The sequence below is a fragment of the Paenarthrobacter sp. PPS72 genome (assembly GCF_048537125.1).
GTDB lineage: Bacteria > Actinomycetota > Actinomycetes > Actinomycetales > Micrococcaceae > Arthrobacter > Arthrobacter nitroguajacolicus_E.
The window spans coordinates 50,559-71,837 of the sequence record NZ_JBLYIE010000018.1; the positions used below are offsets into that span (position 1 = coordinate 50,559).

Here is a 21,279-nt window from a genome sequence, read left to right on the forward strand (position 1 = left end):
AGGCTAGGAAGCCACCGCCACCAGCTCGAGAACAGAAGACGAAGCAGGCTCCACGAACACCCGATACCCGCGCTCGTGATCGAACCCGTGGATTTCCCGGGTATCCAAAGCAGCCATGAATTCAAGGGTTTGCCGGGTGATCACCTGCCCCGGGACCAGGATGGGGAACCCCGGCGGATACGGTGTGACGAACCCTGCTGAAACCACTTCCCGTCCTGCGGCCACCGCCGCAGTCACCTCGGCTGAGGATAAGTACACCGTGGAATCGGGCTTGTAGCTCTCAAAGTACGCGGCCCGGATATCCCCGTCCTCGCAGGCACCGTCCGTGCGGAAGCGCGCGGCAAAGGTACTGAAGTCAGGGAGCGGGGGAGTGGGACGGGGAGCATCGGACGAGGCAGGTAGCGTCCGTCGCCGCGCCGAGGGGTGCGGGTTCGCGAACCCCTCGGCCAGCTTCACCAAGACCTCGATCAGGTACGCCACCGAGCTGCGGGAGGTGCCGATGTTGGTCATGAACAGCACCGTGTTCCGTGATGTCTTGTTCACCTGGATGCCGTGATCGTCCATGAGGTAGCTGTGGCGGAACGTGTCGCCGTCAACCCCTGTCTTGCTGATGTCCAGCGTGAGGCGGCTGGGGTCGATAACGAATTCGTCCCGCTGCCAGGCATCTTCCAACTCAGCCAGCCCATCCCGCAGCGGCATGCTGGACCCGGTTTCCCTGTAGCACGAACCGATGAGGTCCCGCGAGGTCAGCACCCGGAAGTACTTCTTCAGGAGCGGGTGCCGGGCAACGGCCTGGGCCACGGACACTGCGAGGTCCGATTGCCGCTGAACCAACCCGAAACCTTCAAGCTCCACCTGTCGCCGGCCAATATCCAGGGATGCCAGGATTTGGTAGTTGGGCGACGTGGACGTGTGGGTCATGTACGCCTCACGGAACGACTCCTGGTTGGACCCGGCGAAGTCCTGGTCATACACGTGGATCATGGAACCTTGCCGCAGGGACGTCAACGTCTTGTGGGTGGACTGGGTGGAGTAGACCCGGATCCGTGCCTTCGCGGGATCGGGAATCAGCCGGGTGTTGAGCCAGGCTTCGTCATCCACGGGTTCACCGGTGACGGGGTTGTGAAGAGCTGTGGCCTGTTCCGCATGTCGCAATGCGTAGGTAGCGCTCTTAAAGGAGGCCTCCAAAGCGGCAGCAGCCGCCATGCCGGTTCGACGGCGGTACACCGGATGGGAGCGGGCGAAGGCAAACCATGCCTCGTCCCACAGAAAGACCAGGTCCGGTTTGATGGCCAGGCATTCCTCCATGACCCTTTCGACGTCGTAGACAACGCCGTCAAAGGTGCAGTTGGTGAGCGTCACCATTTTCACTTCATGAAGCCGGCCTGCCCGCCGGTACTCCAGGAGCCTGCGCTTCAGGCTGGCCAGTGGAACAGCACCGTAAAACGCGTACTTGTCCAGGGGATAGGCATCCAGGTACGAAACCCGGGCACCCGCGAGCACGAACGCGTAGTGGTGGGATTTGTGGCAATTGCGGTCAACCAGCACAACATCGCCCGGGGCAAGCAGCGATTGATGCACAATCTTGTTGGCCGTGGACGTGCCGTTGGTGACGAAATAGGTTCGCTGCGCACCGAAGGCCCGGGCAGCGAGTTCCTGTGCGCGTTTGATGGATCCGTGCGGATCCAACAGGGAATCCAAGCCGCCCGAGGTAGCGGACGTTTCGGCCAGCAGCAGGTTGGTCCCGTAGAAATCTGCCATGTCCCGGATCCATGGTGAGGTACCAACCGATGCGCCACGGGAAATCGGCAACGCATGGAAGACACTGGCCGGGCGGCGGCTGTAGTCCTGCAACGCCGTGAAAAACGGTGTTTCGTAGCGTTCGGCAACCCCGGACAGCAGTGACAGGTGCAGGTCCAGATGATCCTGCCTCCGAAAAATACGCCGGAACTTCCTGGTGAGGGATCCCGCCAGTGACTCGATGGAAACCCCTGCCACCAAGTAGACGTCCAGTTCAGGCCGTAGCCCGGAGATGGCATGGGCCAGCGCAAGGATCCGCCTGACCGGCCGTGCGTCCTGCAACTCCGCAGAGGTGTGCCTGGCCAGGAATCGCCGGAGGTCGCTGCCCAGCAGGTGGGAGCTGCGGAGCGCGAAGCCGGGGCGAAGGACAACAGACTGGACATCGGGGTTCAGCATGACGGCAACCAAGGCGTCCTCATAGCTGGGAACCACGTTGACGGTGTAGGTGAAAGCATCGGAGGGACGCCGTTGGGCGGCCATGGTGTTCTTGAGCGCCTCGGCCTCGTCAGGTTCAACGGTGTCCACTACCAGGACTTCAAAGCGTGGCCGTTCAACGGACTCCGGCTGCTCGACAGCTTCTTCGTCCGCAACCTCCCCGCGCGGCACCGCAGCCGTTTCTCCCGCAGAGGCGAGCGGAAGGTGGGTCAAACCGCCCAGAAGTTGCAGCGCGGCCTGGGGTTCGCCGTCGTCAATCAGCTGACGCAACCGCGCCACTGCGTTGACTCCCGGTTCTGCCCAATACGGTTCCACCGACATCAGCAAGGCAAGAGTCCGGTCGATCTGGGACAGCAAACCGGATTCCTGGTGTCGGGCCGAGGCAAGCTGCCTGAGGGCATATCCCAGGAACTCCCAAGCATCGGCACGGGACCGCCAAGCCCGGCTGGGTGTCCCGATTTTGACGGAGGGGGCAGGGTTACTCATGTGTTTCACTTTCAAGCTGGAGATGGGCCTAGGACGTCAGTGCTGTGCGGATGCGGCCGCGATACGCATACCAGCCGGCTATCAGCAGCGGCACCAACACCAGCAGCGAGGCCAGCACCCAGCGGCCGGTCTCTGAGAAGCCCATGGTTACCAGGACAAATGCCAGGAAGGCGAGCGTGAGGTAGGAGGTGAATGGTGCCCCGAAGAGGCGGAACGCCGGCCGGACCACCTTGCCGCTGCGGACCCAACGCTGCAGCTTGATGTGGCACAGCATGATGGTGGCCCAGCCGCCGATGATGCCCACAGCCGAAACTTCGAGCACGATTTCGAAGACCTGGGACGGGACGATTGCGTTCAGACCAACACCTACCAACGTGATGACGGCTGTCAGCAGGATGCCGCCGTACGGCACGCCGGAGGCAGTGATTCGTCCGGTGAATTGTGGAGCTGAGCCGTTCAGGGCCATGGAGCGGAGGATGCGACCGGTGGAGTACAGGCCGGCGTTGAGGCTGGAGAGCGCCGCAGTGAGGACAACGAAGTTCATCACCGAAGCTGAAATGGCTCCCGCCTGCGGATCCCCGAGGTGCGAGAAGAAGGTGACGAATGGGGATTCGCCGGCTTTGTAGGACGTGAACGGAAGCAGGAGCGAGAGCAGCAGGACCGAGCCCACATAGAACACTCCGATGCGGATCACCACAGTGTTCACGGCTTTGGGCATCACCTTGTGGGGGTTGGCCGTTTCACCGGCTGCGGTGCCCACCAGTTCCACTGCGGCGTAGGCAAACACCACGCCGCTGATGGCCAGGAGCGGTGCCACAGCCCCCATGGGGAACATGCCTCCGTTCTCAGCGATGACGTTGAAGCCCGGAACTCCCACATCCGTCCGGCCGCCGAAGACAATGAAGCAGATGCCCACCACGAGGAACGTCACCAAGGCGCCCACCTTGATCACGGCAAACCAGAACTCCATCTCCCCGAAGATCTTCACTGACACCAGGTTCAGGGCGAGCACCACAACCAAAGCGACGAGCGCGATCAACCATTGCGGGATCGCATTGATGGGTGCCCAATACTGGCCCCAGAATTTCACGTACAGGGCCACAGCCGTGACATCCACAATGGAAGTCATGGCCCAGTTCAGGAAGTAGAGCCAGCCTGCGGTGTAGGCCATTTTCTCGCCGTAGAACTCCCGGGCGTAGGAAACGAACGAGCCGGACGTGGGACGGTACAGCACCAACTCGCCCAAAGCCCGGAGGATCAGGAACGCGAAGAAACCGCAAACGGCGTAGACCAGGACCAGCGCCGGCCCCGATCCGTTCAGGCGGCCACCGGCGCCCATAAAGAGCCCGGTACCGATCGCACCACCGATGGCGATCATCTGGATTTGCCGGGGCTTGAGGGACTTCCGGTAGCCGGTTTCCTCCAGGGCGAAAGCGTTCGACGGCGGAGAGGCGGCTAAGTCACTGGGGGAGGGAAGGGTTTTGGTGGACGCAGGGGTGGGTATCACTTCGGGGGTCTCCTTTGACTCCGGTGCCACAAGGGGTGGCTCAATACTCCAAAACGTGGGGCGGGCTGCCGGGCAGCTGCGCCTGAAATTGGCCGCGCTGCAGGCAGTCTTTGTGGTGTTTGGGACAGTCACCAACTCTAGGTGCCCGCCGCGTCCAACAAATTGGCTGGCGAACCAAATTCAGGGTCCGGCTCTTGTGCCGGGGGGACAACACTGGTGTTCTGAAGGGCCGGTAGTGTTTCTCGCTGTGCGTGCCTGCGTACAGGTACCGGCGGAGCCCCTCAACGGCGAGGGTGCGCTCGGCTGTTGTGAACTGATGAGGAGAGGAAGCGATAGCTTCGTTGAAAGCTTTGGAAATTGACGACGACGGCGTCGTCACCTTATTGAGTGATGTCCTGGAAGACCTTGGCGTGGACAACGCGCGGTTGCTGCTGGCACCGGCCGAGGACAACAGGAACGTTCGCGAAACAGTCATTGTTGACGCTGAAGACGACGATGCCATCCGTTCCGGCGCCTTGGTGATGCTGATCGGCGTCCGGGGACGCGCGGCCCTGCCTGCCCTGCGCCGGATCATTGCCCACCGCCCCGCAGCTGTAGCAGTCAAAGGCAACGAGCGGGAGCTGGAAGCCGCCGCGGAGTTGCTGCTACCCACGGGCATAGGACTGGTAGCGGTTGCCGGGGGACTCCGTTGGGACAAATTCGAAAGCATCGCGCTGGACCGGATCCGTGAGAACGACGTGCCGGGGGAGACCCCCACCTCGGTTCACCGCGACCTGTTCGCAATCGCCCAAACCACCGCCACCCTGACCAACGGTCACGTGGTGATCGAAGACCCGGGCAACAGGGTCCTTGCCTACTCTCCTGCGTCCAATGATGTTGATGAGCTCCGCAGGCTTTCCATTCTGGCCCGGCGTGGCCCTGAAAAGTACCAAAAACTCCTCAAGGAATCAGGGGTCTATAAGCACCTGCAAGCTACGGAAGCGCCTATCCATGTTGAAGCCAACCTTGATGCGGGGCTGCGGGAACGTGTGGCGATCGGCATTCACGCAGGCAGCCGGGTGATGGGGTACATCTGGTTGCAGGAAGGTGCTGAGCCTTTGGCGGCCAACACGGACAGGATCATGGTGGGAGCGGCTCGCCACGCAGCGATCGAGCTGGTCCGGCACCGCAACGAGCAGTCCCAATCCATGCGCGAAGACCGGGTATCCAGCCTCCTGAGCGGTACGGCCCAAGTGCATTCGCAGGCACAGTCTGCAGGCATTGATCCGTCCAAACCCGCAGCCCTGGTCCTGATTTCCGCGGGTGGCCTGAGTCAGAGCGCCGCGGGACTTCAACTCCGCCGTGGCGAGCTCTCCAAAGTGGCATCGATCCACGCAGCGGCATACCGGCCAGGCGCCGTGGTGGGAGCACTCGGGATGGAAACGGCCATCATCCTGCCCGATCTGGACCCGCTGAAGTCCCTCCCCGCAGTTAACAGGCTGGTCAACACCATTGTTCGTGATGCCACCACCCACCTTCATTTTCAAGTGCAGGCAGCCGTAGGACCAATCGTTCCGCGCCTGGATGCGTTACACGCAACCCTTGATCACGTCCGCAGCGTCCTCAAAGTCATGGAAGCAACGCCAACAGTGCGCGTGGCTTCCTACAGCGACGTTGAAACAACAGTTCTGACCAAGGAACTGCTGGAGCTGCTGGAATCAAGGACCAATCTGCGGCATGAGGGAATCGCGCGGCTGTGCACCCGCTACCCGGAATTCGCCCTGACACTCCTTACCTATCTGGAGTTCTTTGGCGACGTGAACCGCTGCGCCGAAGAACTGGCTGTCCACCGCAACACAGTCCATTACAGGCTCCGTCGCGCCTGCGAAGTGGCGGGCCTGAATCTCCACTCCGCCGATGAACGGCTGCTTGCCCACCTCCAGATCAGGCTCTGGACCTACGCAGGGACCAAAGGCTAGGACCGTGGACATCCAGAATCTCCTCGACGACATCGTCGGGGCCGTGCAGCCGCATGTCGGCCAAGGCACTGTGGCTGACTACATCCCGCAGCTCGGAGCCGTGGACCCCCAACAGTTCGGTATCTCGGTCGCCACCAGGGACGGTGAGGTTTTCTCAGCCGGGGATGCCTACGTGGACTTTTCCATCCAGAGCATCTCCAAAGTCTTCGCCCTCGCCCTCGTGTTGGCGTTCGACGGGGACGGAATCTGGAAGCGCGTCTTCCGGGAGCCCTCGGGTAACCCCTTCAATTCCTTGGTCCAGCTCGAAAGCGAGGAAGGGATCCCCAGGAACCCCTTCATCAACGCCGGTGCGATCGTGGTGACGGATAGGCTGCTCACCATTACGGGCAACGCCGCGCACGCGGTGAGGGATCTGATGCGGCAAGAGACCACCAAGGAAAGCATCGACACCGATCACCAGGTGGCCGGTTCGGAACTGGCCAACAGCCACCGCAATGCTTCCTTGGCCCACTTCCTGGCAAGCTGCGGCAACCTGGAAAACCCGGTGGACGACGTCCTGGATTCCTATGCCAAGCAGTGCGCCCTCGCCATGACGTGCGAAGACCTTGCGCTCGCAACCCGGTTCCTCGCCTCCAACGGCTTGGGCACGGACGGGAACCTGCTGTTGTCACCGGCGCAGACCAAGAGGATCAACGCCGTCATGCTCACCTGCGGAACGTATGACGCCGCCGGCGAATTCGCTTACCGCGTTGGCCTTCCCGGGAAGAGTGGTGTGGGCGGCGGGATCGTGGCCGTGGTTCCCAACAAGTGCTCCATCAGTGTGTGGAGTCCTGGGCTTGGAAGGTCCGGGAACTCCGTGGCGGGTGTTGCAGCGCTGGACGAATTCACCACCCGTACTGGCTGGTCGGTGTTTTAGGCGCATGATGGAGGGATGACAGGAACCGAGCCCACCGCCGTCGAGTTCCTCGCGCGCCTCCAAACGAGGCAGTCGAACGTGGAGCAGGTCAAATACCAGCGGTACTTCAAGACCCGCAAGGGGGATTACGCCGAGGGTGACTTCTTCATGGGCGTGCGCATGGGCGAGGTGTTCACGCTGGCCAAGGAGTTCGCGGCCATGCCCCCGGCCGAGATTGAGAAGCTCCTGGAAGAGGACATCCACGAGGCCCGTGCCGGAGCCGTGAAGGTCATGGCCCTGCAAACGCAGAAAAAGAAGACCACGCAAGAGCGGCGCCGGGAACTCTACGAGCTCTACCTGCGCCGGCACGATCGCATCAACAACTGGGACCTTGTGGATCTGGGCGCAGGACGGGTGGTGGGCGGCTGGCTGATGGATAAGCCCCGGGACCCGCTGTATGACCTGGCCCGCTCGGAGAACATGTGGGAGCGCCGGACGGCCATTGTTGCGACGTCGGCGTTCATCCGCGAAGGCCAACTCGATGACACGTTCGCCATCGCGGAAATCCTGCTCGGAGACAAGGAAGACCTGATTCACAAGGCCGTGGGCGGTTGGGTCCGCGATGCCGGACGCAGCAGCCGCGAACGACTCCTGGCATTCCTTGATGAGCACGCGGCCACCATGCCCCGCACCGCGCTTCGTTACGCGATCGAGCACCTGGGCAAGGAGCAGCGGGCCTATTACCTGACGCTTAAAGACAGGGTTTCTCCCAGTTAAGCGGGGCAGTATGTGACGTTGGATTACCCAGCGTTACCGGGTGTTTCCGAGCCTTTGAAGCATGTTACGGAGCCGCCCTACAGTTTTTTCATGGCAATACAGGACATTTACCCCACCGCGCTGCGGCTGCTTGGCCGTCCCGTGCTGGTGGTCGGCGGTGGCCCCGTCGCGGAGCGTCGGGCCAAGGGACTGCTCGACGCCGGCGCGAAAGTCACGGTGGTCGCTCCCGTTGCCACCCAAACACTGAGCGGACTCGCCACCTCCGGACTCCTCACCTGGGAGCAGCGCGAGTACCGTACGGCCGACGTCGACGGCGTCTGGTTCGTCCAGACCGCTACCGGCACCCCCGCCGTGGACACCCGGGTAGCGGCCGACGCCGAGGCGCAGCGCATCTGGTGCGTCAACGCCTCGGACCACGAAGCGTCCGCAGCCTGGACACCCGCCGTTGCCGTGGTGGACGACGTCAAGATCGCCATCAATGCCGGGGGAGACCCGCGCCGTGCCATGGCCCTGCGCAACGCCGTGGCCACGGCCCTTGAAACCGGCGACCTGCCGCTCCGCCGTCACCGTAAGCCGGACGCTGCCGGAAAGACGCCTGCTGGTTCGGTCGCCCTCGTTGGCGGCGGACCCGGCGACTCGGGCCTCATCACAGTCCGCGGGCGCCGCCTGCTGGGCCAGGCCGACGTCGTGGTTGCTGACCGTCTTGGCCCGCGCGAGCTGCTCAAGGAACTTGCCCCGGATGTCCGCGTGATCGAGGTCGGCAAGACGCCCGGCCATCATCCCGTGCCCCAGTTCGAGATCAACAGGATCCTCGTGGACGAGGCCCTCCAGGGCAACCGGGTGGTCCGCCTCAAAGGCGGCGACCCCTACGTCCTGGGCCGCGGCGGCGAGGAAGCAGAGTTCTGCCGGCAGAACGGCGTCGAGGTTGAAGTGGTGTCCGGCGTGACGTCGGCTATTTCTGTTCCGGCCGCTGCGGGAATCCCCGTGACTCATCGCGGTCTGGCCAAGGGTTTCAGTGTGGTGACCGGCCACGAAGAGCTGTCCGAAGTCCCCGCACGCCCGGATCACACTGTGGTGTTGCTCATGGGAGTGGCTCAATTGCGCGATTCCGCGGCTGCGCTGGCTGGCTCGGGTCTGCCTTTGGACACACCAGTAGGTATCGTAGAGAACGGGTATTTGCCGGACCAGCGCGTCACCATCGGCACTCTGGGAACCATCGCTGACCAGGCGGAAGCCGTGGGCGTTGCCAACCCGGCGGTCATTGTGATCGGCGATGTTGTCCGTGTCAGCCCCTTTGCACCGCAGCACTTCAAGACCGCTGACTACAGCACTATTACCCCCAATCGTCCCCGCGTCCGCAGTAACTGAGAAGAAGAAGGAACACAGCCGTGTCAATTAGCACCCCCGTAGGTTCTGCGGACCGTCCGCTTCGCGTCGCCGTCATCGGCTCCGGCCCGGCCGGCGTTTACGCAGCTGACATCCTGACCAAGAGCGAGGCCGTTAAAAGCGGCGAACTCAACGTCAGCATCGACCTCTTCGACCGCTACCCGGCACCGTATGGCCTGATCCGCTACGGCGTGGCACCGGACCACCCCCGCATCAAGGGCATCGTCAACGCCCTGCACAAGGTCCTTGACCGCGGTGACATCCGCTTCTTCGGCAACGTGGACTACGGCACGGACATCTCCATCGAGGACCTGCGCAAGCACTATGACGCCGTGATCTTCGCCACCGGCGCCATCAAGGACGCGGACCTGAACATCCCCGGCATCGAGCTCGAGGGTTCTTTCGGCGGCGCCGACTTCGTCTCCTGGTACGACGGACACCCGGACGTTCCCCGCGAATGGCCGCTGGATGCCAAGGAAATCGCTGTCCTCGGCAACGGCAACGTGGCCTTGGACGTCGCCCGCGTCCTGTCCAAGCACGCCGATGACCTCCTGGTCACCGAAATCCCGGACAACGTTTACGCCGGCCTGAAGAACTCCCCGGTTACTGACGTCCACGTCTTCGGCCGCCGTGGCCCGGCGCAGGTGAAGTTCACCCCGCTGGAACTGCGTGAACTCTCGCACTCCAAGGACGTAGACATCATCCTCTACGCCGAGGACTTCGAGTTCGACGAAGAGTCAGACCGCCAGGTCCAGACGAACAACCAGACCAAGACCATGGTTGGCACGCTCACCAACTGGATCGCCGAGCAGCCCGAGGACCTCTCCGAGCTCACCGCTTCCCGCCGCCTGCACCTGCACTTCCTGCACAGCCCGGTGGAGATCGTCGACTCCCCGGAAACCCCGGGTAAGGTTGCCGGCATCAAGTTCGAGCGCACTGAGTTGGATGGCACGGGCAACGCCCGCGGCACCGGCGAGTTCATCGACTACCCGGTCCAGGCCGTATACCGCTCCATCGGCTACTTCGGTTCGGCCCTGCCGGACGTCGAGTTCGACCACAAGAAGGGCGTCGTCACCAACGACGGCGGTCGCGTCCTGGATGCCGACGGCCAGCACGTGCCCGGCGTCTACGCAACGGGCTGGATCAAGCGCGGTCCGGTTGGCCTTATCGGCCACACCAAGGGCGATGCCCTCGAAACCGTCACCTACCTCCTGGAGGACCGCGAAAACCTGCCGGTCGCCGAGGTTCCCGCGGCAGACGCCGTCGTGGATCTTCTCGACGCCCGCGGCGTGAAGTTCACCAGTTGGGAAGGCTGGCTGGCCTTGGACGCCCACGAGCTCGCTCTCGGCGCAGCCGCCACCGAGGCCGGCACCTCCCACGGTGTTGAGGTTAAGCGTGAGCGCATCAAGGTGGTGCCGCGCGAGGACATGGTCAACATCTCCCGCGATGGCGTAGCGGCACAGGTCTAAAAACAACGCGGGGTCACTTCCGCACCTTTCCGGCCTTCCGGAGGGTGCGGAAGTGACCCCGCGTGGCTTTAACCTGAGGTATGGACGTCGTTGTCATCGAAACTCCCCAGTTGGGGGACCGCAGCTACTTGGTGCACGACGGCTCCGTGGCTTTGGTGATTGACGCCCAACGGGACATTGACCGGGTTGAAGCCGCAGCCTCGGAAGCCGGCGTCCGGATCACGCATGTGGCCGAAACGCACCTGCACAACGACTACGTCACGGGCGGCTTGGTCTTGGCGGAGAAGCACGGTGCCGATTATTGGGTTAATGCCTCTGATGAGGTCTCTTTCGCCCGCGTTCCCGTGTCAGACGGCCAAGTTCTTCGCGTTGGCCAACTTGTTGTCACCGTAGTTGCGACGCCTGGCCACACGCACACGCACCTTTCCTACGTGGTGCGGGATGACACGCACGACGCCGGCCCTGAGGCCGTGTTTTCCGGCGGCAGCTTGCTCTACGGTTCGGTGGGCCGAACGGACCTGGTCTCTCCCCACGACACCGCTGCGTTGGCCCACGACCAGTACTCCTCGGTTCGGCGCCTGGTGGGCTCGGCGCCTCCGGAAGCTGCGCTGTACCCAACCCATGGTTTCGGTTCGTTCTGTTCCATCGGCCCGGCGAGCCAGCAGGACACCTCCACGATTGCTGAGCAAGCCGAGTTCAACCATGCCCTGACGGACCCCAGCGAGGACCACTTTGTGGCGCAATTGTTGGCGAACATCACCGCTTATCCCGCCTACTACGCCCACATGAGTCCGCTCAATGCGGCCGGGGTGGGCACTGCAGACCTGGCTGTCCCGGACTCGGTGGATGCTGAAGAGTTGACCCGACGCCTGGACGCGGGGGAGTGGGTGGTGGACCTCCGGCATCGGGTGGCTTTCGCGGACAGCCATCTCAAGGGCAGCGTGAGCTTCGAGTACGGGAAGGGCGAAAACTTCACCAGCTACCTGGGCTGGGTCATCCCCTGGAATCAATCACTCACGTTACTGGGGCCCATGGGCGAGGTGGAAAAGGCGATCCGCGACCTTGCGAGGATCGGCATCGACACCCCGGATGCCGCCGTCGGGCCCCAGCTGGCACCTGGCCATCCGCAAGCGAGCTACGCGCACGGAGACTGGGCCGCACTCCTGAGCAAGAGAACCGAGCAGGACGTAGTGCTGGACGTTCGCCGGCCGGACGAGTTCGAGGCCTCGCACGTCAGGGGAGCCCGCAACATCCCCGTCTATGAGCTGCTCGGCAGAATTACTGAGCTCCCGGACCAGCGGATTTGGGTGCACTGTGCCACGGGATACCGGGCGAGTGTGGCGGCGAGTCTCCTGGACCGGGCCGGGCGCGAGGTAGTGCTGGTCAACGCCAGGTTCAGGGACGCAGCCGGGGCAGGGATCGAGACGATGCCATGAGACTAAGACGTCGCTGCCCCGCTATTCCGCGGTTGGGCAACAACGAAAAAGCGGGTTGGCAACGTCGTAGCAGAAACTACCGCGGCGCCTGATCCGAGCAGTAGTCCAGGTTCCGGTAGACACTGCGGACGGCGGCGTCGGGATCGTGTGCTTCCAAAGCATCAACCAGTTCATCGTGGCCTTCGCGGGGGATGCCGTTGAAACCGCCCTTGCGTTGCTGCCGGAGGAGGTCGTTATGGAACACTCCGCCGAACGAAACGTACAGCTGGTGCAGCAGGGGATTACCTGACGCCAAGGCAACGCGCTCGTGGAATTCCCAGTCGGCGCTGGCCCAGGTGGGGTAGTCCTCGGCCTGCCAGGCATCGTGGCGGAGCGTCAGCAGGCGGCGCATTTCGGCCAAATCCTCTGTGGTGGCGTGCTTGGTGGCCAGACGGGCAGCCTGGGTATCCAAGCCGAGGCGGACCTCCACAATATGTTCCTGTGTGTGCTCCAGGTACATCCGCTGGGCCGCACCGGACATTTCACTGTTGGCCCGCACATACGTGCCGTCTCCCCGGCGGACCTCCAGCATGCCCGAGTGTGCCAGCGCCTTGATGGCCTCGCGCAGGGTTCCCCGCGAAACACCAAGGGTGGACATGAGCTCGGGCTCGGCAGGAATCCGCTCTTGAAGCGGCCACTCGCCGGACTTGATCATGTCCCGCAGCTTGGCGGTGATCTCCTCGGCAAGGGCCGGGCGATGCGAAGGGGTCAGGGTCATGCTGTCCTCGGTCCGGTCTTGGTGGCAGTGCGCTTGCTGGTGAGCAGGTGGCAAGTAACCATGAGCGCCACGGCCACGATGGACAGCAGGCTCAACGGCAGCACCCAACCGCCGGTGGCGCTGTGGAGCAGGCCCATGCCAAAGGGACCAATTGCCGCAATCAAGTATCCCAGCGATTGGGCGATGGTGGAGAGCGCGGTGGTTTCCGCCGTCGAGCGTCCACTGCGGCTGATGATCACCAAAACCAGCGGGAAGATGCCCAAACCGAATCCGAAGAGCACGGCCGGTACAACCGCCAACGACGTCGGCAGCCAGACCATGGCGGCGATGGCCAGCAACGTGGAACTGCTGGCGAGATACAGGGCGGGACGCAGCATGCCGGGCCGGGAACCGAAGGCCAGCAGGATCATTCCGGCAGCAACCGAGACCAACTGCATCACGCCGAACTGCAGGCCGCTTTCGGAGGCGCTGAGGCCCTGGGAGGTCAGGATGTAGGCGAACCAGCTCATCACTGCATAGGCGAGGAAAGCCTGGAAAGTGAAGATCGCTGTGATGAGGATGCCGAGGCGGGTTCGCAACAGCGGCCACATGGACACACGGGGGCGGTCGGTCTTGGTGGAGTTCCGGTGGGTGTGGAGGACTACCGGCAGGAAGCCCAGCAGCGCCGCGACGCCCAGGATTCCCCAAGCGGCCAAGCCCATGGACGGCGAGCCGAGTTCCTGGGCCAGCGGAACACTCACGGCAGCTGCGAAGGTAGCGCCGCCGGACATGGTGAAGGTATACAGGCCGGTCATCATGGAGGTGCGCTCTGAGTAGTGCTCACGGATGAACGACGGCATGGCCACGTTGCACACCGCGAGGCCGGACATCGCCAGGACGGTGCCTCCCAGAAGGGCGCCCGTCACGGGAACGCCACGGACCAGCAAGCCGCCGGCCAGCAGGGCCAAGGCGATGGCAATGGCCTTTTCGACACCCACGCGCCGGGTCAACCAGGACGTTCCCATGCCTGCCACCGCGAAGCACAACAACGGAATGGACGGCAGAATGGACGCCACCAGAGGGCCGTAACCCAACACCTGCTGCAGGTCATGGAACAAGGCAGCGGCGCTGGTGATGCCTGCGCGCAGGTTCAGGCCGATGAGCACCACGGCAATAATGCCGACGACGCGCGTCTTGGGGACCGCAGGGTTCGCCCGGACCGCGGGGGCAGTCTGGGCGTTGCTCACAGTGGGGATGCTTCCGGTGCTGGGGGTGAGAGGAGTCGTCGCGGCCATATCTAAAGGTTAGACGTTTGACGTCTAATGTCTAGGATTTTGTGGCGAAGCTCTCCGTGCTGGTCGCTGCGTCGCTGGGACGATGCAGCGCGGTCTCTAGCGAGGGTTGCGCGACCCCAGCCGCTGGACCGCCAAGGCCAACCAAAGTTGCACCCGGTCCTGGGTCTGGGAGGGGTCGTAGCCCGTCAGCTCGGTGATCTGCGCCAGACGGTATCGGACCGTGTTGCGGTGCAGCGTCAAGGCTTCGGCCACCGCGGCCACCGAGCCGTTGTGGTTCAGGTAGCTTTCCAGGGTGGCCACGAGTTCGGCCCCGTGGGCGGCGTCAAACTTCCGCAGCGGGGTGAGCGATTCACTGGCCATGTCCGCCAGCGGAACATCCTCGCTGGCAAGCAACAGCGACGTCAGGCTCAGGCGCTCCGGCTCGTTCACCGGCAAGCCGTGGGCCACGGCGTCGCGCGCTTCAAAGTAGCTCCAACGCAGGCCGTTCGGCTTCGTGTAGGCGCCACCGATACCAATGACCGCGTGGATGCCGGCCTCTTGCAAGTGATCGCTGAGGCTCTTGGCCAAAGCGGTGGCCGAGCTGCCGTCGTCGCTGATGACGGTGACCAAGTCCTTCCCGACGACGGCGCTCACGCCGGCTTCCAGCGCCTGGGGCAGGGAAATGCTGATCAGCTGTTTGTGGTGTGCCACGGACTCGGCCACGAGCACCACGTTCTTCCGGGTGCTGTTGATGCCAACGCCCGCCAATCGCCGGGCTGCCTCGATGGTCTCCAAGGTGCCGTGGATGACGTCGTCCAGCACCTGCCCGGCCATGGCCCTCTGGGACTGGCGCTGCTTGACCATGTTGTTGAGCTCTACGCTGATGAGGTTTTGTGCGTAACTGACGATTCCAGAGTCCACAAAAGGCTGCCGCAACCAGAGCGTGCAGGCATCCCTGCGGCCGGTAGGAATCGGATAGGAAGCCCAGTCATCCGCCGTCGGGGCCGGCTTTCCAGCCACGCTGTTGTAAAGCTGGGCACTGAACTGGGTCAGTACAACATCGGTGCGGAGCATGCTGCCCAGTTGTTTGAGGAGTTCGTTAAGGCCGCCGCCGGTGAGGAGCGAACGCGCCAGGATCTGGTGTCCGGCCAGGAGTCGTTCCAGGTTGGAGTAATGGTCGGCGGAGTGTGACTCGGCTACAAGCTTTCCGATGGCAATGAAAGGGATCTCGTACGGTACTTCCACCAATGGCAGGCCCCACCGGTTGGCCTCTGCGATGAGCGCTTCCGGAACGGACTCGTACGTAAGGCCGATGCCGAATCCGATGCCCACGGCGCCGGCACGCTGGACCTGGCGGACAAAGCGGCGCTGATCGGCGGCGCTCTTGAGGCGGAGCCCTGTGGTCAGGACCAATTCCCCGCCGCTGAGGAAGCGCTGGGGATCCTCCAGTTCCGTTACGGCAACCCAGCTGATGTCCTGGTTCCACGTGGTATCGGCAAGGCCGGCCTGGCGGAGTTTCAGGGAGGGGACAGCGACGAGCGAAGCGAGGGACATTGCCATGCTTTAAAGCGTAACCCGGCACTGGTCAAGCGCACTAAGCGGGTAGCTGTTATGTGTGCAGCTGGCTATTCCTTGGACCCCCTCCCTGGCATAGGCTCTGATCAGCTAAACCCATGCCCAAACTCCGAAAGAGGGTTGCACACCGTGGTTCAAACCTTGCAGAACTTCATCAACGGCGAATTCGTTACGCCGGCAGGTACGGGTCTTCTTGACATCGTGAACCCCGCCACCGGGGAAATCGTTGCCAAATCTCCCATTTCGGTGCAGGCCGATGTTGACGCCGCCATGACTGCGGCCAACCAGGCCTTCAAGTCCTGGAAGAAGGCCACCCCGGGTCAGCGCCAGCTGATGCTCCTCAAGCTCGCCGACGCCGTTGAGGCCAACAGCGACGAACTCGTTGAAGCCCAGCACCGCAACACCGGACAGGTCCGTTCCCTGATCGCCTCCGAGGAAGTTGCTGCAGGCGCCGACCAGCTCCGCTTCTTCGCTGGTGCTGCACGCATCATGGAAGGCAAGTCCGCAGGTGAATACTTCGAGGGCCACACCTCCTACGTACGCCGCGAACCGATCGGTGTTGTAGCCCAGGTTGCTCCGTGGAACTACCCGTTCCTCATGGCCATCTGGAAGATCGGCCCCGCCTTGGCTGCAGGCAACACCATTGTCCTCAAGCCCTCGGACACCACCCCCGAGTCCACCCTTGTGCTGGCACGCCTCGCCGGGGAGATCTTCCCTGCCGGCGTCCTCAACGTGGTTCTGGGCACCGGTGAAACCGGCGCCATGATGGTTGACCACAAGGTCCCCGGCCTGGTGTCCATCACGGGCTCCGTCCGTGCAGGCATCGCTGTGGCAAGCGGCGCAGCCAAGGGTCTCAAGCGTGCCCACCTGGAGCTTGGCGGCAAGGCTCCGGCAATCGTCTTCAAGGATGCCGACATCAAGAAGAGCGCCGCGGCCATCGCCGAGTTCGCCTTCTTCAACGCAGGCCAGGACTGCACGGCCATCACCCGCGTGCTGGTGGAGGACTCCGTGCACGACGACGTTGTGGCAGCAATGGTGGAGCACACCAAGACCCTGCACACCGGTTCGCAGAACGACGAAGACAACTACTTCGGCCCGCTCAACAACGTGAACCACTTCAACGCCGTGACCTCCGTCGTGGAAAACCTGCCGGCCAATTGCAAGATCGAAACCGGCGGCCACCGCGCAGGGGAGAAGGGCTTCTTCTTCGAGCCCACCATCATCTCCGGCGCCAAGCAGAGCGACGACATCGTGCAGAAGGAAACCTTTGGCCCGGTCATCACCGTCCAGAAGTTCAGCACCGAAGAAGAAGCGCTCGAGCTGGCCAACGACGTCGAATACGCCCTGGCATCCAGCGTCTGGACCACCGACCACGGCACGGCCATGCGCATGAGCCGCGACCTGGACTTCGGTGCTGTCTGGATCAACACCCACATCCTCCTGACGGCAGAGATGCCGCACGGCGGCTTCAAGCAGTCCGGCTACGGCAAGGACCTCTCCATGTACGGCGTTGAGGACTACACGCGCATCAAGCACGTCATGTCTGCACTCGATGCATAACCCGAATGCATAACTCAGTCGCGTAACCCGTACCTTCACCAGAGCTTCCCAGAAAGGCTAATTTCCATGACTACTACCGCAAACGAACTCTCGTACCGCATCGAGCAGAAGCGCAACATCAACGGCGCCTTCCCCGGCCCCAAGTCGCAGGCACTGGCCGAGCGTCGCTCCGCCGTCGTTGCTGCCGGCGTCGCCTCCGGCGTTCCTGTCTACGTTGAAGACGCCGACGGCGGCATCATCCGCGACGTCGACGGCAACTCTTTCATTGACCTCGGCTCCGGCATCGCCGTGACCAGCGTCGGCGCGTCCGACCCCGCCGTCGTCGCTGCTGTCCAGGAAGCTGCCGCGCACTTCACCCACACCTGCTTCATGGTGACCCCGTACGAGGGCTACGTTGCAGTTGCCGAGCAGCTCAACCGCCTCACCCCGGGCGACCACGCCAAGCGCACCGTGCTCTTCAACTCCGGCGCAGAAGCTGTGGAGAACGCCGTCAAGGTTGCACGCCTGGCAACGGGCCGCGACGCCGTCGTAGCTTTTGACCACGCCTACCACGGCCGCACCAACCTGACCATGGCACTGACTGCCAAGGCCATGCCGTACAAGACCAACTTCGGACCGTTCGCGCCCGAGGTCTACCGCATGCCCATGAGCTACCCGTTCCGTGAAGAGAACCCGGAAATCACCGGTGCAGAGGCCGCCAAGCGTGCCATCACCATGATCGAGAAGCAGATCGGTGGCGACCAGGTTGCCGCGATCATCATCGAGCCCATCCAGGGTGAAGGTGGCTTCATCGTCCCGGCCGAAGGCTTCCTCCCGGCACTGTCGGCATGGGCCAAGGAAAAGGGCATCGTCTTCATCGCTGACGAGGTCCAGTCCGGCTTCTGCCGCACCGGCGAATGGTTCGCTGTTGACCACGAAGGTGTTGTCCCGGACATCATCACCATGGCCAAGGGCATCGCCGGCGGCCTCCCGCTGTCCGCCATCACCGGTCGCGCCGATCTGCTCGACGCCGTCCACCCGGGCGGTCTCGGCGGCACCTACGGTGGCAACCCGGTTGCTTGCGCAGCAGCACTTGCAGCCATCGACACCATGGAACAGCACGACCTCAACGGCCGCGCCCGCCACATCGAAGAGCTCGCCCTGGGCAAGCTCCGCGAATTGGCTGAGGAAGTTTCCGTGGTGGGCGACATCCGTGGCCGCGGCGCCATGCTGGCCATCGAACTCGTTCAGGCCGGTTCCAAGGAGCCGAACGCTGAGCTCACCAAGGCCGTTGCCGCCGCTTGCCTCCAGGAAGGTGTCATCATCCTGACCTGTGGCACCTACGGCAACGTGATCCGCCTGCTCCCGCCGCTGGTCATCAGTGACGAACTGTTGATCGACGGCCTCGAGGTCCTCGCAGCAGCCATCAAGGCCCACGCGTAAGTCTCACCGCATCGCCCAAGGAGGGCCGGGTTAGTACCCGGCCCTCCTTCTGCGTTTATCGGACTCGGCGGGCGGACCGCAAATGTACGACGACGGACCTCGCCTAGGTGCCCAAGGTCAGGTTCTTCTGGTGGCCGTGTCCGTCCAACTGGACCTCGATGACCAGGGGATTCGCGCTGACCAGGGCAACGCCGGCGTCGGAATCCAGAAGCGTGCGCCACGTGGAGCCCTCGAGAGTGATCCGCACCGATGACTGGGTCCGGGATGGATCGGCCACGGACAGGCTAAGTGTGCCTTCGGCTTGGTGCGCGGCCATCGTGCACGGCCCCGAAAGGGAATAGCCGCCGGCAGCTCCTGCAGCGAAGAAGTTGGCCATGACCAGCTTGTCCTTGTCTACCTCCACCATCTGAACTTCCGCAGTGTTCGCGAGCACCTTTACGTCGGGGTTGGCGGATTGGGAGAACGTTGCGGAATGGCTGGCGGCAGGCAACACCATGTAGGCGTAGCCGGACCCCACGGGATCTTTGCCGTGGCGGTGCGTGATGGTCACGTAGTCCCTGGTGACGGGGTCCTTGGTACCACCGGTGTCCGCTCCTGAATTGACGTCGAACCAGCTTGCCGTCCGCCGGACCGCTGCAACTTCAGGTGCACCGGCCACGCCCGGAGCATCGAGGAAGACGTACCCTCCGTGCCCTGCAAAGTGCACGGACCGTTTCACGGCTACGGGGGCATCACCTGGCGCCAAAGTGCGGTTGCGGGAATCGGTCCGCACCGCTGGAATGGATCCCACGGCGAAAGACCTGTTCTCCACGGTGGTCAATACTGCGGCGCCTCCCGTTCCGGTGATGCCTGCGCCCAGGCAGACCACGGCGTCGTCCAGGAAGAACCACGACTTACGACCGGACAGTGTCTTGTTGTGGTTGAGGTGGTCCATGCCGACAACGCCCCAGCGACTATCCACGGTGAGCCCGCCGGCGAAAGCTTGGAACGCCCGGGGGATTCCGGTTCCCGCTGCACCGGCACCGCTGGCACGTACCTGGTCATTGACGGTAGTTCCGGGGAGGGAATACGGGTCAACGGTGGGCCAGAAGTCTGCGCTGAACTGGGACGGATCCTGCCGCGTGTACACGAAGGTCATGCCGTCACCCTGGTACCAGCCCAGGTTGTTTTCGCTATTGCCCCACTCGTAGCGGCCGATGCGCTTGGAGGACAGATTCACTGTGCAGCCCCACTCCGGGCGGTGATGGACCAGCCGGTCCTGATCGGCGAACATGCGGCTGTAGACCGGTGCCGGTGCAGCAACTACGGAGTCGTCGGACAAGACGGCCAAGGACAGTAAGGACTTTGCCAGGCTTTGTGTTGGATGGCCCACAAGTTTCTGGTCAGCACAGCGTTCCAACCAGCCCTTGGCCAAGGCAAGGAAGCGTGAACGGTACGGTTCTTCGCAACCCGGGGCCAGCAGCAGGACGGCTGAAATGAGCCCGAAGCCACTAACGTAATCCGGTTCGCGCTGACGGGAAACTGCACGGCCACGAATGGTGTCCATGATGCGTCCGTCCCACACGAACGGGGCGTAGGTATCCTCCACGGCATCAAGGAGCACGGAGCGTTTGGGGTCGTTGACTGCCCAATCGCTCCCACCCAACATGGCGAAGATCTCAGCGATACCGGCCAAGGCCACCACCCCATAGGTTCCGGCGTAGGGCAGGTAGGCATGCTGAACGTAGGAGCCGTCGGCGTAGAAACCATCGCCACTGGTGACATAGGTGAAGACGCTGTTGATTCCGCCGCGAACGGTATCGCTCAAGGCATCCCGGCCGAGCGCGATCTCGCTGGGGTTGTTGTCCAGGATGCCTCTCATGCAGCAGGCCAACGATTTGTCTACCCGGTTGGCGCCGGTCTCCGCCAGGGAAGTAGCACGGCCGCGCCAATTCGGATTGGGGGCGAACCAACGGATAGCGGCCAGCAAGGACGTGCGGAGTGTTTCGGGAACTTCAGAGTAAAGCAGCGTCAGGATGTCCACGGTCTTTCGGGGAACGCCGATTTCCCAGAACCACCAGTTGCCCGCTGCCTTGATGGAGGGCTTGTATGCGGTATCACTCAGGAGCTTGAGGCCGGCCACAATGTCAGCGGCAAGCTCCGGGTTTCCGGCGTAGGGGTTACCGGGCACGGCGTATCCAAGCGCCATGTCATAGAGGCGGTTGAAGTGCAGGCCCATGTTGCCAGTGGCTGCCGTAGATTGTCCCATCCCGGTCAGCGGTATGTCGCTCCAGAGCGAGGTCCGGGCGGCCGACTTGTCCATGGACGTCCACCACTTCCCGGCAGTCTGGCCCATTCCCTCCAACTGTGCCGCCAGTTCAGGGATGTCCGCAGCGCTCTTACCGCCGGTGAGGACCAGCCGCCGTCGATCGATCAGTTCCTGGAGGCCGGAGGCGGCAAACGAGGGCCCGGCCTGGGAAAGCAGGGCGCCCGCGACGGCGGCTACCGCGGCGGTGCGGAAAAGGGTCCTGCGGGTCACTGTTGGTCCATTGAAGTTCAAGACTGCTCCGTTCAAAACTGTTGC

At 63.3% G+C, this 21,279-nt stretch carries 14 protein-coding genes; 8 read left to right on the forward strand and 6 right to left on the reverse strand.

Going from position 1 to position 21,279, the window contains the following annotated elements; genetic code table 11:
• Window positions 1-3: 3 nt before the first annotated feature.
• The gene (locus tag ACLRGI_RS08815) at window positions 4-2,721 is read right to left on the reverse strand and encodes an aminotransferase class I/II-fold pyridoxal phosphate-dependent enzyme (RefSeq protein ID WP_419201292.1); all 2,718 of its coding nucleotides are present in this window, start codon (window positions 2,719-2,721) and stop codon (window positions 4-6) included.
• Between the two features lie 28 nt (window positions 2,722-2,749).
• On the reverse strand, window positions 2,750-4,228 hold the full coding sequence (locus ACLRGI_RS08820) for an amino acid permease (RefSeq protein WP_419201293.1): 1,479 nt from the start codon (window positions 4,226-4,228) through the stop codon (window positions 2,750-2,752).
• Between the two features lie 341 nt (window positions 4,229-4,569).
• Here ACLRGI_RS08820 and ACLRGI_RS08825 point away from each other — a divergent pair, with 341 nt between their 5' ends.
• The 6 genes from ACLRGI_RS08825 to ACLRGI_RS08850 all read left to right on the forward strand — a co-directional run bounded on the left by ACLRGI_RS08825 (window position 4,570) and on the right by ACLRGI_RS08850 (window position 12,149).
• The gene (locus ACLRGI_RS08825; protein WP_419201294.1) at window positions 4,570-6,186 is read left to right on the forward strand and encodes a PucR family transcriptional regulator; all 1,617 of its coding nucleotides are present in this window, start codon (window positions 4,570-4,572) and stop codon (window positions 6,184-6,186) included.
• 4 nt (window positions 6,187-6,190) lie between these two features.
• Window positions 6,191-7,102: a glutaminase gene (locus tag ACLRGI_RS08830; RefSeq protein WP_419201295.1), complete on the forward strand. Its 912-nt coding sequence runs from the start codon at window positions 6,191-6,193 to the stop codon at window positions 7,100-7,102.
• A gap of 15 nt (window positions 7,103-7,117) precedes the next feature.
• Window positions 7,118-7,858: a DNA alkylation repair protein gene (locus tag ACLRGI_RS08835; protein WP_419201296.1), complete on the forward strand. Its 741-nt coding sequence runs from the start codon at window positions 7,118-7,120 to the stop codon at window positions 7,856-7,858.
• A gap of 90 nt (window positions 7,859-7,948) precedes the next feature.
• Entirely contained in the window at window positions 7,949-9,226 is a 1,278-nt protein-coding gene (gene cobA, locus ACLRGI_RS08840) for a uroporphyrinogen-III C-methyltransferase (protein ID WP_419201297.1), read from the forward strand.
• Between the two features lie 20 nt (window positions 9,227-9,246).
• Window positions 9,247-10,713 (forward strand): FAD-dependent oxidoreductase, encoded by a 1,467-nt coding sequence (locus tag ACLRGI_RS08845; RefSeq protein WP_419201298.1) that lies wholly within the window; start codon window positions 9,247-9,249, stop codon window positions 10,711-10,713.
• An 80-nt stretch (window positions 10,714-10,793) separates the two neighbouring features.
• The gene (locus ACLRGI_RS08850; protein WP_419201299.1) at window positions 10,794-12,149 is read left to right on the forward strand and encodes an MBL fold metallo-hydrolase; all 1,356 of its coding nucleotides are present in this window, start codon (window positions 10,794-10,796) and stop codon (window positions 12,147-12,149) included.
• Window positions 12,150-12,225: 76 nt separating this feature from the next.
• On the opposite strand, the gene ACLRGI_RS08855 is transcribed toward ACLRGI_RS08850, so the two are convergent.
• The 3 genes from ACLRGI_RS08855 to ACLRGI_RS08865 form a co-directional block, all read right to left on the reverse strand.
• Complete coding sequence (locus ACLRGI_RS08855; protein ID WP_105690176.1) at window positions 12,226-12,906, reverse strand: FadR/GntR family transcriptional regulator; 681 nt, start codon at window positions 12,904-12,906, stop codon at window positions 12,226-12,228.
• Window positions 12,903-14,180 (reverse strand): MFS transporter, encoded by a 1,278-nt coding sequence (locus ACLRGI_RS08860; protein WP_419201300.1) that lies wholly within the window; start codon window positions 14,178-14,180, stop codon window positions 12,903-12,905. The genes ACLRGI_RS08855 and ACLRGI_RS08860 overlap by 4 nt, the downstream gene beginning before the upstream one ends.
• Window positions 14,181-14,276: 96 nt before the next feature.
• Complete coding sequence (locus tag ACLRGI_RS08865) at window positions 14,277-15,719, reverse strand: PucR family transcriptional regulator (RefSeq protein WP_419201301.1); 1,443 nt, start codon at window positions 15,717-15,719, stop codon at window positions 14,277-14,279.
• 144 nt (window positions 15,720-15,863) lie between these two features.
• Here ACLRGI_RS08865 and ACLRGI_RS08870 point away from each other — a divergent pair, with 144 nt between their 5' ends.
• Entirely contained in the window at window positions 15,864-17,294 is a 1,431-nt protein-coding gene (locus ACLRGI_RS08870) for a gamma-aminobutyraldehyde dehydrogenase (RefSeq protein ID WP_419201302.1), read from the forward strand.
• A gap of 66 nt (window positions 17,295-17,360) precedes the next feature.
• Window positions 17,361-18,716, forward strand: a complete 1,356-nt coding sequence (gene gabT / locus ACLRGI_RS08875; RefSeq protein WP_419201303.1) for a 4-aminobutyrate--2-oxoglutarate transaminase — start codon at window positions 17,361-17,363, stop codon at window positions 18,714-18,716.
• Between the two features lie 103 nt (window positions 18,717-18,819).
• On the opposite strand, the gene ACLRGI_RS08880 is transcribed toward gabT, so the two are convergent.
• Entirely contained in the window at window positions 18,820-21,234 is a 2,415-nt protein-coding gene (locus ACLRGI_RS08880; protein ID WP_419201304.1) for a polysaccharide lyase 8 family protein, read from the reverse strand.
• Window positions 21,235-21,279 lie beyond the last annotated feature (45 nt).

Coding starts and splice junctions, on each gene's coding strand:
- ACLRGI_RS08815 (WP_419201292.1), bottom strand. CDS start 2,721: ATGAGTAACCCTGCCCCCTCCGTCAAAATCGGGACACCCAGCCGGGCT.
- ACLRGI_RS08860 (WP_419201300.1), bottom strand. CDS start 14,180: ATGGCCGCGACGACTCCTCTCACCCCCAGCACCGGAAGCATCCCCACT.
- ACLRGI_RS08835 (WP_419201296.1), top strand. CDS start 7,118: ATGACAGGAACCGAGCCCACCGCCGTCGAGTTCCTCGCGCGCCTCCAA.
- cobA (WP_419201297.1), top strand. CDS start 7,949: ATGGCAATACAGGACATTTACCCCACCGCGCTGCGGCTGCTTGGCCGT.
- ACLRGI_RS08865 (WP_419201301.1), bottom strand. CDS start 15,719: ATGGCAATGTCCCTCGCTTCGCTCGTCGCTGTCCCCTCCCTGAAACTC.
- gabT (WP_419201303.1), top strand. CDS start 17,361: ATGACTACTACCGCAAACGAACTCTCGTACCGCATCGAGCAGAAGCGC.
- ACLRGI_RS08855 (WP_105690176.1), bottom strand. CDS start 12,906: ATGACCCTGACCCCTTCGCATCGCCCGGCCCTTGCCGAGGAGATCACC.
- ACLRGI_RS08850 (WP_419201299.1), top strand. CDS start 10,794: ATGGACGTCGTTGTCATCGAAACTCCCCAGTTGGGGGACCGCAGCTAC.